12 protein-coding genes are annotated in these 14,729 nt (G+C 63.1%); 3 read left to right on the top strand and 9 right to left on the bottom strand.

Features of this window, described 5'->3' with window-relative positions:
* Nucleotides 1-514: 514 nt before the first annotated feature.
* The 7 genes from JQ629_RS22995 to JQ629_RS23025 form a co-directional block, all read right to left on the bottom strand.
* Complete coding sequence (locus JQ629_RS22995) at nucleotides 515-1,390, bottom strand: dihydrodipicolinate synthase family protein (RefSeq protein ID WP_212414588.1); 876 nt, start codon at nucleotides 1,388-1,390, stop codon at nucleotides 515-517.
* Nucleotides 1,391-1,429: 39 nt separating this feature from the next.
* Complete coding sequence (locus JQ629_RS23000) at nucleotides 1,430-3,043, bottom strand: gamma-glutamyltransferase family protein (protein WP_349631313.1); 1,614 nt, start codon at nucleotides 3,041-3,043, stop codon at nucleotides 1,430-1,432.
* Between the two features lie 270 nt (nucleotides 3,044-3,313).
* Entirely contained in the window at nucleotides 3,314-4,942 is a 1,629-nt protein-coding gene (locus JQ629_RS23005; protein WP_249135224.1) for an outer membrane beta-barrel protein, read from the bottom strand.
* A gap of 391 nt (nucleotides 4,943-5,333) precedes the next feature.
* Nucleotides 5,334-7,010, bottom strand: coding sequence for a phosphoglucomutase (alpha-D-glucose-1,6-bisphosphate-dependent) (pgm, locus tag JQ629_RS23010; protein ID WP_249135225.1), 1,677 nt, complete (start codon nucleotides 7,008-7,010; stop codon nucleotides 5,334-5,336).
* A gap of 88 nt (nucleotides 7,011-7,098) precedes the next feature.
* Nucleotides 7,099-8,106 (bottom strand): Bug family tripartite tricarboxylate transporter substrate binding protein, encoded by a 1,008-nt coding sequence (locus JQ629_RS23015; protein ID WP_212414592.1) that lies wholly within the window; start codon nucleotides 8,104-8,106, stop codon nucleotides 7,099-7,101.
* Between the two features lie 58 nt (nucleotides 8,107-8,164).
* Nucleotides 8,165-9,073 (bottom strand): VOC family protein, encoded by a 909-nt coding sequence (locus tag JQ629_RS23020; protein ID WP_212414593.1) that lies wholly within the window; start codon nucleotides 9,071-9,073, stop codon nucleotides 8,165-8,167.
* Nucleotides 9,074-9,087: 14 nt separating this feature from the next.
* Nucleotides 9,088-10,083 (bottom strand): zinc-dependent alcohol dehydrogenase family protein, encoded by a 996-nt coding sequence (locus tag JQ629_RS23025; RefSeq protein ID WP_212414594.1) that lies wholly within the window; start codon nucleotides 10,081-10,083, stop codon nucleotides 9,088-9,090.
* Nucleotides 10,084-10,194: 111 nt separating this feature from the next.
* Between JQ629_RS23025 and JQ629_RS23030 the strand changes: the two genes are divergently transcribed.
* The 3 genes from JQ629_RS23030 (at nucleotide 10,195) to JQ629_RS23040 (ending at nucleotide 12,472) form a co-directional block, all read left to right on the top strand.
* Nucleotides 10,195-10,896 carry a GntR family transcriptional regulator gene (locus tag JQ629_RS23030; protein WP_212414595.1) on the top strand — a complete coding sequence of 234 codons (702 nt, stop codon included), beginning with the start codon at nucleotides 10,195-10,197 and terminating at the stop codon, nucleotides 10,894-10,896.
* Between the two features lie 123 nt (nucleotides 10,897-11,019).
* On the top strand, nucleotides 11,020-11,874 hold the full coding sequence (locus JQ629_RS23035; RefSeq protein WP_212414596.1) for a fumarylacetoacetate hydrolase family protein: 855 nt from the start codon (nucleotides 11,020-11,022) through the stop codon (nucleotides 11,872-11,874).
* 4 nt (nucleotides 11,875-11,878) lie between these two features.
* Entirely contained in the window at nucleotides 11,879-12,472 is a 594-nt protein-coding gene (locus tag JQ629_RS23040) for an amino acid synthesis family protein (protein WP_212414597.1), read from the top strand.
* Between the two features lie 20 nt (nucleotides 12,473-12,492).
* On the opposite strand, the gene JQ629_RS23045 is transcribed toward JQ629_RS23040, so the two are convergent.
* Together JQ629_RS23045 and JQ629_RS23050 are read right to left on the bottom strand one after the other, a co-directional pair.
* On the bottom strand, nucleotides 12,493-13,455 hold the full coding sequence (locus JQ629_RS23045; protein ID WP_212414598.1) for a Bug family tripartite tricarboxylate transporter substrate binding protein: 963 nt from the start codon (nucleotides 13,453-13,455) through the stop codon (nucleotides 12,493-12,495).
* Between the two features lie 23 nt (nucleotides 13,456-13,478).
* Nucleotides 13,479-14,702, bottom strand: coding sequence for a CaiB/BaiF CoA transferase family protein (locus JQ629_RS23050; RefSeq protein ID WP_212414599.1), 1,224 nt, complete (start codon nucleotides 14,700-14,702; stop codon nucleotides 13,479-13,481).
* Nucleotides 14,703-14,729: the final 27 nt, after the last annotated feature.

The following is a 14,729-nucleotide window of genomic DNA, read 5'->3' on the forward strand; positions in this document are numbered from 1 at the left end:
GCTGCACATGAGCATACAGGGCAGCGGAGAACATCCGACATTCCCTGCGCAATGGCTTTACGGCTTATAACGCGCTCTCCCCGGTGAGACGGCCTCTATTGCCACCGTCGCCCCTCGGAAGCGTTGGCTCCCGAAAGACTTGACGCCGTTACGGGCGCCAGGACCACACGCTTTCACCGTACGCATCAGCCGCGACCGTCAATCGCAACCTCAGCGTCCACCGCGACCCGCCCCTCGTCATGACGACGGCCGACGCCCCTCTGAGTGGGACGGGATGGCTTTTGATGTGCAGGTGATTTGGGGTGGAAGGGAAGTGAAATATTTTCGATTTTCGGAAATTCTTGACTTGACACGATTTCTGTAATTCGGAACTGATTTGCCCGTCGGGTTGTTTTGTCGCACCTACTATTTCCACATCGTCATTGCGAGCGAAGCGAAGCAATCCATGCCTCGGCTCGGCGCACCATGGATTGCTTCGCTGCGCTCGCAATGACGGGGAGAGACCCCAATCCAACTACCCCACTTCCCTCAACGCCGCTTCGACCACTTTCCGCTGCTCCGCCGTCAGCGCGGCCTGCGGCGGGACGGGGTCGCCGACGGCGTAGCCCTGGATTTCCAGGCCGGCCTTGATGCAGGCGGCGAGGTTGAAGCGGGCGAAGGCTTCGTTGATGCGCCACAGCTTGCGTTGCAGCGTCAGCGCCTCGTCCCAGCGCTTGGCCTGGCAGAGGTTATAGAGTTCGACGCTCTGGCGCGGGATGATGCAGGCCGGGCCGGCCATCCAGCCGAGGCCGCCGATCAGCATCACCGCCGCCGGAATGTGGGCCGAGGCCGAGAACACTTTGATGCTGTCGCCGCAGCGGTTCATGATCGACAGCAGCCGGCCGGTATTGGTCGAGGCGTCCTTGATGTAGCCGATGCGCGGATGCGCGGCGAGGCGCTCGATCACGTCCAGCGTCAGGTCCGAACGCTGGAATTGCGGGTTGGTGTAGATCACGACGGGAATCTCGACCGCATCGGCAATGGCGCGGAAATAGGATTCGACCTGCGCGTCGGAGAGCGGAAAGTACGCTTCGAGGATCGCGAGAATGCCGTCGGCGCCGAGCTTCTGGTACGCCTTCGCCTGCGCCACCGCATCCGCTGTCGAGGTCGAGGCGACGCCGGCAATCACGGGCACCCGGCCCTTGGCAGCCTCGATCGTGGTCTGCACCACGGCGGTGCGTTGCGCCTGGTTGAGATAGGCGAACTCGCCGGTCGAGCCGAGCGGTGTCAGCCCGTGGACGCCTGACTTGATCAGATCGTCGCAGAGGCGCGCGAGCACCTCGGTGCGGATGCGGCCTTCGGGATCGATCGGTGAAACGAGGTAAGGAAAGACGCCGTGCAGATCGGCCATTGGGAGAAACGCCTTTTAAAGAACGAGCATGGTTCAAGTTCAGGAAGCCGTAAGCGCCATACCGTCGGTCGCGGGATCAGCGCCACCTTGCAGCCCTTCAGAAGAAATCTTGATACCGTGTACCCAACCGAATGTGTGGCTAAGTGCGGATCGTACCGTCTGGTATCCGAGCCCATTCAGCGCCCGCTCGGCAGAGCGTGGAATCCGGTTCGAGAGATCGATGATATCGCTGGTAGCCGAAAAGCGGGGCGTTGAGACCGCCTCCAGCATGGACATTTCGAAGTCGAGGACGTTCAGCGATACCTGGAGCACACCCATGGCGATCTGGGTCGCACCGGGTGCGCCGATCACCAGGACGGGCTTATCATCCCTGAAGACGATCGACGGACAAATGGAGGAGAATCTTGCTTTTCCGGGCGCGAGCGAGCCGGCTCGCCCGGGCCGCGGATCAAAGACGCCCATGCATCCATTGTACATGAAACCCAATCCATTGGTGATCACGCCAGACGGCAAACCAAGCGAATGGGTCATCGAGATGCAGTTGCCTTCGGCATCGCATATCGAAACCTGTGTCGTATCCTTGCTCGGGAGGCCCGCATTGAGCCTGACCACGTTGACCTTGTCGCCACGCTTGATGCCTTCAGCAATTTCGGCGCAGTGCTCCTTCGAGATCAAGCGATCGGTCGGAACGTCAACAAAGGCGGGATCGCCGATAAACAGATCCTTGTCGCGGGTTGCGGCCTTCATGGCTTCGGCAACGACGCGAATGTATTCGACGCTGTTGTGACCGATGGACTTCAAGTCGAAATTCTCGAGCGTGCGAAGCATCTCCAGCAGCATGATGCCGCCGCCGGGCGCCTGATTTGTCGTGACCCGGGAGTTTCGATAGGTGGCGGAGAGCGGCTTGTTCCTTACGGTTCGCAGCTTCTCGAGATCGGAGCGGCGCAACAGACCGCCGTGGGCCCGCATGTCTGCGTCGATGGCATCGGCGATCTCGCCGCGAAAGAAGGCGTCAGGCCCATCCTTCGCGATGGCCCGCAGCACGTTTCCATAGTCCCGATTGACGACGCGGTCTCCCACACGCTTCGGTGACCCATCCGCTCTGCAATAAAGCGCCTTGGCCGATGGGACGAATGAAATTCGATTGGCGTTACCCACCCGTCCCATCGTTCCTTCTTCCGACCACCAGGTGTAGACATGCGGCCGGACGTTCCAGCCGCTTTCGGCGTAATCAATGGCCGGGCCAAACAGCTCGGACCAGGGCAGTTTGCCGAGATCACGGTGCGCGTCGGCAAAGGCTCTGAGCGAGGAAGGCACGCAGATCGATTGATAACCGATGTCGTTCACGTTCCCTTTGAGAATAAAGCCGTATCCGTCACGCGCTTCGCTCTCGATCAGATCCTGCCACATGTCAGGTCGTACGGCTGCCGGCGCAGGGGCATGGAAATCGTAGTAGGTATGCACCTTCTTCGACGGGAAATAGGCGGCCAGACTTCCGAAACCGGCAATTCCGCACATCATGGGGTCAACGACTGTCTGAACCAGCGCGGCCGCGATGGCAGCATCGATCGCATTGCCGCCGGCGACGAGGATGTCCCTGCCCGCCTCTGTGGCCTCGGGTTGCGGAGTTACCACCATACCCTTGTGCGTCACGTTCTTCTCCCTGGCGCCGTGAGTTGACATCCGGTCGCTGCAAGGAGCGAAGCAGCTAAGAATTCTTTTGGCAACAGCGCGATCGGCATGGGCCTCTGCGAGACAAGGCAAGGTGCTGGCTATGGGAGTTTTCAAACCAGAGGCAAAGTCCGCGTGTCACTCAAAAGCGGACTTTCAGTGAGTCAGAAGCGGCACGAGCAAGGTTCCTGGTGAGCGGCAGTTCGTCCGAGATCAGGACAGCCCGCATCGCAGACAGGCCGTTGCTCCGCCCTACTTCAGCCCGTCCAGCTTGTACGAGGCCTGGATGAATCCGCCGTAGCGTTCGGCGCGGACCGGCAGCGTCTGGCAGGGGCAGTCGGTGCCGAAGATGTTGGTGGACGCGCCGGGGGCCCACATCGCCCAGTAGCGGCCGCCCGCGCCGACGCTGAAGGATTTTCCGATCGCGTAGGACAGGATGGCCTCGAGCTGCACGCCGTGCCCGGCGCCCGCCTCCGGGGAGACGGTGTTGGACACGTCGGTCCGCAGCACGTGATTATCGACGCCGGTGAAATTCACGAACGGCAGATAGGCGGCATCGGCGGTCAGCGTCAAACCGTCCATGAGCTTGACGGCGCCGGTCGCACCGACCCGGAACGAATTCCATTTGTTGTTCTCGGTGATGGCGAGCGTGGAATTCGGAATCGAGGGGACGCAGGCGGAGTAGGGATTGGCGATCTGAACGCAGCCAAAGGCAGATTTGTCTTCCCGGTAATAATTGTAGCCGATGAAGCCGCCAAGGTTGGCGCTGGGTCCGCGAAACAGCGAGTAGCCGACGTCAATCGTGGCGTAGCCGATGTCGCCGCTCACGCTCGAGAGCGTGTTCGAATAGGGCACCGTTCCATTGAAGATCAGCCAATCCTCATCATGCATCTTGCCCGACAGGATCTTTCCGCCGCCGACGAAGCCCTTGAGGAAGATGTTCTGCGAAGTGTCGAGGCGGCCGAACACCTCGCCCGATGCCGCCGTGGTGTCGTAGGTGAGCCGCGAGACCAGCACGTTCTGCAGCGACGGATTGGCGGTGGCGCCGAGATCCTTCTGGAAGCGGCCGGAAGAGTACCAGGTGCGCCCGCCGATTTCGACTTCGATGGCGGGGATGACGCCCGCATCGGTGGTGCCTCTCAGGCGATATTCCGATTCCGTCGGCTGAAATCTCGCATCGCCGTCAACGCCGAACTTGTAGTTCAGGCCCATCTTGACGGTTTGCAGGTTCTGGCTGACCGAAGTCGTGCCGCCCGCGGTGCGAAGATAGCCGTTGCTGAACGGCGGCAGAACCTGGACGAAGCTTTCCGGCGTGGCGACGTTGACGGCGCCGAAACGCGCGTAGTCATACTCCAGCCTGAACGACCATGCCGGCGTTATCGCCCGTTCCACGCCGGCGCCGACGGTCCATCCCCATCGCGTGCCGTCGAAGACCGTCGAGGGAAAAATCAGCGGGTTGGACGTGATGTCGATATGCTCCTGCAACCAGGCACCGCCGCCCTTGGCATAGAGCAACGTGCGCCCCTGGGCGCCCGCGGCCCAGCCGACGCGGCCGGTCAGGCTGCCGCCGAGACCCTGACGAACCCTGCAGTTCGCGGAGATGAAGAAGCCTGACGATGCCAGGCAGGTTGCGCTGCCATCGGAGATAAAGCCGGAGACATCGCCCTCGACGCCGAGAACAAAATTCGAGTTTGGAATTTGCCAAATATAACCGGCCTGCCCGCCGCCGAGAAACGAAGGGCTTCGGACGGTTCCGCCATAGATCGGCGGGCCGGCGGGATCGGAAAACTGCGCATTGGCAGAGCCGGCGCCGAGATGCGCGCCGGCATAAAACCCGGTCCAGGACCACGCCGCGACATAGGCCGGAATGACGTCAGGCATGTCCGCCGCACCGGCGGGATTGGCACCCGGGAGACTGGACCCCAACAGCAGACCAAGAAGCGTAACCGAGACTGTCTTCATCGACTCAACCCAAACTGTTACCGGCTACAGCCGGCAACCAAGGTCGGTCTAAATACTTAAGAAACCATAAGCGTTGACGATTGGGTAACCCTAATATTTCGTTTCACTTTGAGTCCGGGGGGTCGCAAGGCGAGATAAGGGAAGCTCACTCTATCCGTCATCCAGAGGTGCGAGCGCAGCGAGCCAGGATGGGCCACGGGCTGTGACCATCCTTCGAGGCGCGCAAGAGCGCGCACCTCCCGAGCGAACGCAAGTGCGTTCGTCCGGGGATGACGCAGCAACGCGAGCCTCGCGGCGAGCCGGCGGTTCGTCAGAACGCCTTCGCGATCGCGGCCCTGGCATCGCTCTGGATCTTGCCGAGATGATCCTTGTCGCGAAAACTTTCGGCGTAGATCTTGTAGACGTCTTCGGTGCCGGACGGCCGTGCCGCGAACCAGCCCTGATCGGTCTCGACCTTGATGCCGCCGAACGGCTGATCGTTGCCGGGCGCCTTGGTCCGGATCGCCGTCACCGGATCGCCAGCCATTTCCTTCAGGCCGAGCTGTTCCGGCCCGAGCGCCTTGAGCGCGTTCTTCTGCTTCGGCGTCGCCGGCACGTCGATCCGCGCGTAGACGGGCGTGCCGAGTTCGGCGGTCAGTCCCGCAAACAGCTCGCTGGGATTGCGGCCGGTCTTGGCGAGGATTTCGGCCGCCAGCAGCCCCATCACGACGCCGTCCTTGTCGGTGGTCCACACCGATCCGTCCCGCTTCAGGAACGAGGCGCCGGCGCTTTCCTCGCCGGCAAAGCCGAATGCGCCGCTGCCGAGGCCCTCGACGAACCATTTGAATCCGACCGGCGTTTCGACCAGCTTGCGGTTCAGCTTTTTCGCAACGCGATCGATGATCGAACTGGAAACGATGGTCTTGCCGATCGCGGCATCCCTGCCCCATTGCGGCCGGTGCTCGAACAGATAGGCGATCGCGGCGGCGAGGAAATGGTTCGGGTTCATCAGGCCGCCGGTGCGCGTGACAATGCCGTGGCGGTCGGCATCGGTATCGTTGGCGAAGGCAACGTCGAACCTGTCGCGCATCTGGATCAGGCTCGCCATCGCGTAAGGCGAGGAGCAATCCATCCTGATCTTGCCGTCCCAGTCCGCGGTCATGAAACGGAAGGTGGGATCGACGACATCGTTCACAACAGTGGCGTTGATGCCGTAATGCTCGATGAGCGGCTGCCAATAGTGCACGGCGGCGCCGCCGAGCGGATCGATGCCGATTTTCACGCCGGATGATTTGATCAGCGCCATATCAACGGCATTGCCGAGATCGGCGACATAGGGGCGGATGTAATCATACAGATGCGTCGTCGGCGCCTTGCGGGCGCGCTCATACGGCATCCGCGCCACGCCCTTCATGTCCGCCGCCATGAAGGCGTTCGCGGCCTTTTCGACCCTGGCCGTGACATCGGTATCGGCCGGGCCGCCATGCGGCGGATTGTATTTGTAGCCGCCGTCCTCGGGTGGATTATGCGACGGCGTGATGACGACGCCATCGGCAAGGCCGCCCGTCCGGCCCTTGTTGTAGCTCAGGATCGCGTGCGAGATAACCGGCGTCGGCGTGTAGCCGCCGCGATCGTCGATCATGATCTCGACGCCGTTGGCGGCAAACACTTCCATCGCGCTCACCAGCGCCGATTCCGCCAGCGCGTGGGTGTCGATGCCGATGAACAGCGGGCCGGTCAGCCCGGTTTCGCGGCGGTAGTCGCAGATCGCCTGCGTGGTGGCCAGAATGTGGTTTTCGTTGAAGGAGTTTTTCAGCGACGTGCCGCGATGACCCGAGGTGCCGAAAGCGACGCGCTGGGCAGGATCGGCCGGATCGGGCTTTCCGGCGAAATAGGCCGTCATCAGGCGCGGAACATTGACGAGATCAGCGGAACCGACCGGCTTGCCCGCGGCAGGATTGGATGCAGTCACATGGCCTCTCAGGAAGGAGTGGTTTCCTGAGAACATACGCGAAAGGACGGCGGCGACAAAGGCGCTTTCGGCCGCTCACGATGCCGGAAATGCAAGCAGGAACGCCATGACGATGCCTTGATCGTCACAGGCGGGGAATATTCGCTGTCTTGATCACGTCGGCCCATTTTACGATTTGCGACTGAATCAGCGCGCGCATTTCCTCCGGCGTACTGCCCTGCACTTCGCCGCCGATCGCGGTTTCCAGCGCCGCTTTGGTTTCCGGGTCGGCCAGGGTCTCGCGGACGGCGGTGTTGAGACGCTTGACGATCGCCGGCGACGTGCCTTTCGGCGCCAGCAGCCCGGCCCAGGTGCGCACATCGAATCCCTTGACGCCCGATTCATCGGCCGTGGGAACGTTTGGCAAGAGCTTGCTGCGGGCGGGCGATGTCACGGCAAGCCCGCGAATGGCCCCGCTCTCGATCTGCGGCGCCAGCAGCACCGGCGTTCCCACGATCATTGGAATCTCGCCGCCGAGCAGCGCGGTGACGGTCAGCGAATCGCCGCGATAGGGAACGTGCACCATCTTGATGCCGGCCGTGGTTTCTAGAAGCGCGCCGGCGAGATGGTGGGTGCTGCCAAATCCAACGGAGGCGTAATTGAGCTCGCCGGGTTTTGCTCTCGCGAGCGCGATCAACTCGCCGAGCGATTTGGCCTCGTAATCGGCGCGGACCGCGATCACGAGCGCGTAGTAGACGGCGGTCGAGATCATCTCAAAACTGTCGACGGAATCGTAAGGCAGCGCCTTGTAGAGCGCCGGCGATATGGCGTGGGCGCCGGTGACGAGCCCGATCGTGTAGCCATCGGGCTCCGCCTTGGCGATCGCGGCCGCTGCGAGATTGCCGCCCGAACCCGGCTTGGCTTCGATCACGATCGGCTGGCCCAGCCGCTTCGAGAGCCCGTTCGCCAAGATGCGCGACAGGGTGTCGGCTGCGCCGCCGGCAGCAAAACCGTGGAGCAGCCGGATCGGCCGGGTCGGATAATCCTGGGCGCTGGCGGCGCTCATCGATCCCGCGATCGTGGCGATGAACAGCATCGCGAACAGTCGCCCGACAAAGTGGCGACGAACTGAATTATGCGCTGATCCCGCCATTTTCGTCTCTCCCCATATCGATCATTGTGTTCGTGTTATTCGCGGAAGTTCCGCGCGCTCACTTCCCGCCGCGCATCTTCGGTGAAAACTCGGCGGTGTCCGGCGCCGGACCCACGCCCCAGATGTCGCGCGGCAATCCGATCCAGGTCTTCGGACGCTGCGGCCGGTCGCGATGCCAGGGACGCGGTTCGAAATAGCCGAGCTCCTCGTCGGCCATGCGGTCCATGTCGTAGAACAGCTCGATGAGATAGCCATCGGGATCGCGATGATAGGTCGCGATGTTGTGCCCGGGGCCGTGGCGCACCGGTCCCCATAGCAGCGGGATCTTTCGCCGCCCGAGCAGGTCGCAGGCCTGCTGCATGTGCGAGGCATCGCGCAGTTCGAACGCCATGTGATGCAGCCGCGCGTCAGTACCGCGCGCGAAATTGACGGCGTGATGCTCGAACCCGCAGCGCATGAAGACGAAGTTTTCCTCGATCCGGTCCGAATCGCGGAAACCCAAAACGTCGGAATAAAATCTTGCGGTCCGGTCCGGATCGGGCGCGTACATCGCCATGTGGCCCAGTTTGCTGACGACGATGCCCCGCACCTGTTCGCTCGGAGCGGTGAACTGACACTGCGTGAACAGCTCTACCTGCCGGCCGTCGACATCGCTGAAAACCAGCGTCCGCGGTATTCCCGGCGCGGAATCGGAGCGGATCTCGGATTTGATGCCGAGATCATTGAGCTCTTTGCCGACGTCCGCCAGCTCGACATCGGGGCCGATCTCGAAGGCCATGGCCTTGCAGGAGGACGCCGTATCCTGCTCCAGAACCAGCGTGAGTTCGCCGGACTCCGAGGCGAACAGCGCGCGACCGGTCTGCCTTTCGACAATGCCGAGACCGATGATCCCCTGATAATATTCGATCTGCTGTTCGATATCGGCGGTCGCGAACGTCGCGTGCCTGATGCGCTTGACTTTTATCATCGCACTCTTCCCCGTCAGTCCCGCGTCATGATGATCTTGCCGAGCGCCTGGCCGGAATCCAGCAGCTCATGGGCCCGGCGCACCTCGGACAATTTGAAGCGGGCGAAGATCGCCGGCTTGATGGTTCCATCCGCCAGATGGCCGATCATGCGCTTCATGATGGCGCGCCGGCCTTCGCGGTCGTGGTCGTAGATGTGGAACGAGAAACAGCGGATCGCGGGGCAGACATCGAGATGCTTGCGCATCTCCTCCATCATGTTCTGCGTCGGCAGACCGTCGAACGCGTTGTAGGAAACCACCGTTCCCCACTTGGCCAGCGCGCGCAGATGGGTGAAGAAATCAGGACCGCCGACATGGTCGAGCACAAGATCGACGCCGCGCCCCTCAGTCAGTTCGCGCACACGCGCGACGACGTCTTCGCCGCGATAGTAGATGATGCCGTCGGCGCCCATCGCGCAGGCGAAGACCGCCTTCTCCTCCGAGCTGACGGTGCCGATCACGGTCATGCCTGCAAGCTTTGCAAGTTGCACCAGCGACGAGCCGACGCCGCCGGCCGCGCCGATGACGAGCACCGATTTCGGCGGACGCGCCGATCCGCATTCATTCAGCAGCGCCCAGGCCACCTGGTAATTGGCAAGGCAAACCGCGGCCTCGAGATCGACCTGCTCGGGCAAGAGATGGATGGCATCGGCGGGAGCCGCGACCATCTCGGCGTAGCAACCGCCACGCTGCGCCAGATCGCGGGCGCTGAGCAGCACCTTTTGTCCGACCTTGATGTCACGCACGCCGCTGCCGACGGCCTCGATCCGGCCCGCCAAATCATTGCCGGGGTTGGCCGGCAGCGGCGGCATCCATTTGTAGACGCCGCTGCGGATCAGCTTGTCGGGTTGCCCGACCCCGAAGGTCTCGGCCCGGATCAGCACGTCGGTTTCGCCGGGCTCCGGCTGCGGAACGTCCTGATATTGCAAAGCGTCCGGCCCTCCCGGGCGGTGTACCAAGACAGCCTTCATGCGCGCTCCACCCATCTCAAATCGATATTTTCGAAAATACTATCGCTTACGAAAATTATTGCAACAGCATTCTCGCCTCGATAGACTCAAAGGCGATCGGAGAGCGATTCCATGAACGTCACGGCCTTCAAGCGCCGAAAGGAATTCGGCAAGACGCTGGCGTCCGATATCGCGCACCGGATGCGCAACGAGATCGTGACCTGCCGGCTCAAGCCCGGCGAGGTGCTCAAATTCGACACGCTGCGGCTGGCCTATGGCGCGAGCTTCACGACGCTGCGCGAGGCGCTGACGTGTCTGGCCGCCGAGGGGCTGGTGGTGGCCGAGGAGCAGCGCGGCTTCAAGGTGGCGCCCATCAGCCTTTCGGATTTGATCGATCTGACGCGCGCCCGCATTCTGATCGAGGTCGATTTGATCCGCCGCTCGATCGAAAATGGCGATGATGACTGGGAAATCGCGGTTATTTCGTCGATCCACCGGCTTGGAATCATCGAAGGCCGCGCCGTGGAAGATTACGCCGACAATCCGGAGTGGAAGCTGGCGCACCGGGAGTTTCACGAATCCCTGGTCGGGGCATGCGGCTCGCCGACCCTGCTTGGTATCAGGCAGTCACTGTTCGAACGCGCCGAGCGCTATCGCAATATTTCGGCGCGGCTGCGGCCACGGCCGCGCGACAAGGCCGGCGAGCACCGTGCGCTGATGAAGACGGCCGTCGGCCGCGATGCCGACCGCGCCTGCGATCTGATCGCAAAGCACATCCAGAGCACCACCGACAACGTCATCAAATACGCATCCGAACTGATCGGCGACGGCTAGGCCGGACGCCGGCGAAGGGGCGCTCGCGCGGGCGCGTTTGACCCGGCGATCCGAATTCGCTTGTATCATTTTCGAAAATAGTATTTTTTACGGAAATCGAAATTCCAGACAGGATCGCCACCGATGAAGCTGATCTCTTTCCTGCGCCAGCAGACCGAAACATGGGGCGCCGTGCGCGGCGACGAGGTCATCGACCTCGGCAAGGTGCTGGGCGGGACGCTGGCGGATTTCATCGGGAGCGCGAAATTCGCCGAGCGGGAGCAGATCGCCGCCGCCCGCACGCCGGACCTGAAACTAAGCGAGATCAGTTTTCTGCCCGTGATCCCGCGGCCGGAAAAGATCGTCTGCGCCGTGCGCAACTACCTCGATCACCACAACGAGGCTGTCGCGTTCGGCATGAAGCGCGAGATCACCGAATTTCCGCCGATCTTCCTGCGCGTGTGGCGCTCGCAGGTCGCGCACAACGCGCCGGTGATCCGGCCAAAAGTTTCCGACAATCTGGACTGGGAAGGCGAGCTCGCCGTCGTGATCGGCAAGGGCGGCCGTCACATCAGCCAGGCCGACGCCTGGAATCACGTCGCGGGCTATTCGATCTACAACGACGTCAGCGTCCGCGACTGGCAGCGGCATGCGCAGCAGATCGCATCCGGCAAGAATTTCGTCGGCACCGGCCCGTTCGGTCCATGGCTGGTGACGCCTGACGAGATCGCCGATCCGGCCAATCTGAAGCTTGAGACCCGCGTCAATGGCGAGACGGTGCAATCGAGCAATACGTCGATGCTGATCTTCTCGATCCCGCGGCTGATCGAATATTCCTCGACCATTTTCGACCTCGTGCCGGGCGACGTCATCGCGACAGGCACGCCGGCCGGCGTCGGTTTCACGCGCAAGCCGCCGATCTTCCTCAAGCCCGGCGACGTCGTCGAGGTCGAGATCGAGCAGATCGGCGTGCTCCGCAATCCGGTCATCGACGAGTGAACCGATGACGCCATCGTCCGCAGCCTATGAAATCCGCAAGACGTCGCTGAGCGTCGAGACGATCTGGCACGAGCGTGGGCCACGGCTGGCAACGCCGCTGCTCGTCGGCACGGCAATCGCAGTGATCCGCAATCCCTTTGCCGGCCGCTACCAACCGGACCTGATGCCGTTCCAGGCGTCGCTCCGCGCACTCGGCCGCGAACTCGGGGCCGGGTTGATGGAGCGGCTCGGCGGCAGCGCCATGATCGAGGCCTATGGAAAGGGCATCGTCGTCGGCGAGGACGGCGAACTGGAGCATGGCGCCGTGTGGCACGAGGCCGGCGGCCAAGGCATGCGCGAGGTACTTAGCCAGCCCAAGGCCATCGTTCCCGCGGCGAAGACGATCGGCGGCCCGGGCACACGCCTGATGGTGCCGCTCGGCCACGTCCACGCCGCCTATGTGCGCAGCCATTTCGGCACCGCGGAGATGACGATGTGGGACGCGCCACGCCGCGACGAAATCGCGTTCGGCCTCGTGATGGCAACCGGCGGCCGGCCGCACGCCCGCATCGGCGGATTGTCGGCCGATGCGATTTCAGTCCATGACGGCCAGCGCTGACTTGCTGTCCGGCTGTTCGCTCAGCCGCCCTGCAGGCCTGTTTCCTTGATCAGCGGACCCCATTTAAGCCGCTCCCGCTTTTCGAACTGGGTCAGCTCGGCGGGCGTTCCGCCGCCGGGATCAAATCCGAGTTCCAGCAGGCGCTTCTTCGTTTCCGGTTCCGCAAGTGCCTTCGCCAGCTCCTTGTTCAGGAGATCGACGATCGGCTGCGGCGTGTCGCGCGGCGCGTAGAACGCGTTCCAGGCGGTCACTTCGAAGTCGGCTACACCCTGCTCGGCGATGGATTTCACACCCGGCATCAGCTCGGTCGATTTCAGCGAGGTGATCCCGAGCGCCTTCAGCTTGCCGCCGGCGACATGGCCGCGCAGCGCCGTCACCGTGTCGATGATCAGCGGCACCTGGCCGCCGAGGACGTCGGTCGTGGCCGTCGCCGATCCCTTGTAGGGCACGGAAAACAACGACGCCCCGCTCCGCCCTTTCAGGAACTCGAAGACGATGCGGGCCGTCGTGCTCGGCAGCGCGATGTCGACCTTGTCGGGCGTCGCCTTGGCCGCGGCAACCAGGTCGGCCAGCGAATTTCCTGAAAACGACGGATTGGCCGCGAGCACCATCGGCAGCTTGCCCACCAGGATGATCGGCGCAAAATCCCTGGCCGGATCGAATCCCGGCGATGCGTACATGAACTCGTTCATGCTCTGGGTTGCATTGGTGCCCATCATCAGCGTGTATCCGTCAGCGTCCGAACGCGCGGCCTGCTCGGCGCCGATGTTGCCGCCGGCGCCGGGCTTGTTCTCGACATAGAACCGCTGGCCCATCGTCCGCGACAATTGCTCGGCGAAGTATCGCGCCACCACGTCGGTGCCCTGGCCTGCCTGGTACGGCACGATGATCCGCACCGGCCTCGACGGATAGGTCTGCGCAACCGCCGCGCAACTCCATAGCAAAGCCAGCAATCCTGCGGCCCATTTTGCAAATCTCAGCATGACGGTTTCCTCTCCTGATGATTTTATTTTTTGTTGTCGGTCTTCTTATCGTTGGGTGCGACGACGCCGGTCTCGATCAAACCGTCGATGGCCGCCTGATCGAAGCCGGCCTCTCCCAGGATTTCGTGGACATGTTCACCGAAGCGCGGTGGCCGCCGTCCCGCGCCGCCGGGCGTCTGCGCAAGTTTTATGGGAATGCCGGGCGCGCGGTGGCCTTCGCCCTCAACCAGCATGTCGCGGTGCGCCACATGCGGCTGCGCGAACGCCTGCGCCACATTGTTCACGGGCCCTGCCGGCACGCCCGCGCGCATCAAATCGCGGCAGAGATCGTCGGACTTGAAGCCGGCCAGCGTGCGCTCGAGTTCGGCGCGAAGGGATCCGACGTGCTTGAGCCGGTCGGCGTTGGTCCGGAAACGCGGATCGTCGAGAAGGTCTTCGCGCGCCACCTTCTGGCAGAAACGGCGGAACTGGCCGTCGTTGAGGATCCCAAGGAAAATCTCGCCGTCGCTGGCGGCGAATTTGTCGTAAGGCGCGATATTGGGATGCGCGCTGCCGAGCCGGCCGGGGACGACGTCCGAGCAGAGCCAGTTGGCTGCGTGCGGGACCAGCAAATTGAGTGCAGTGTCGAACAGCGTCACCTCGACGCGCTGCCCCATCCCGGTGCGTTCGCGCGCCGCCAGCGCCAACAGGACGCCGGTGAGCGCATTGTATCCGGTGACGTAATCGACAATGGGAACGCCGACGCGGGTGGCGCCGGATTGCTGCGTGCCGTTGATGCTCATCAGCCCGCACATCGCCTGCAGCACGGCGTCATAGCCGGGCAGCCCGCCGAGCGGCCCATCGGCGCCGAAGCCGGAGATGGCGCAATAGACCAGCCGCGGAAAGCGGGTGGACAAAACGTCAAAGCCGATACCCCAGCGCTCCATGGTGCCGGGCAGGAAATTCTCCACCAGCACGTCCGCATCTCTGAGCAGGGCTTCGAGCACGGCGCGCCCTTCCTCGCGCGAAAGGTCGAGCGCCATGCCGCGCTTGCCGCGGTTGACGGCGCTGAAATACGCCGCCTGCCCGGCCGCGTCGAACGGCGGGCCGAGACCACGGGTCTCGTCCCCCGCTGGCGGCTCGATCTTGACGACATCGGCGCCATGATCGGCCAGCATCTGCGTGCACAGCGGCCCGGCGAGCACGCGCGACAGATCGACGACCTTGAGGCCGGTCATCGCTCCGCGCGTGAGCTCGTTTGCGGGCATGGTGAACCGTTCGGTTTTCAGAGACGC

It is taken from the genome of Bradyrhizobium sp. AUGA SZCCT0222 (assembly GCF_018130205.1).
Lineage (GTDB): Bacteria > Pseudomonadota > Alphaproteobacteria > Rhizobiales > Xanthobacteraceae > Bradyrhizobium.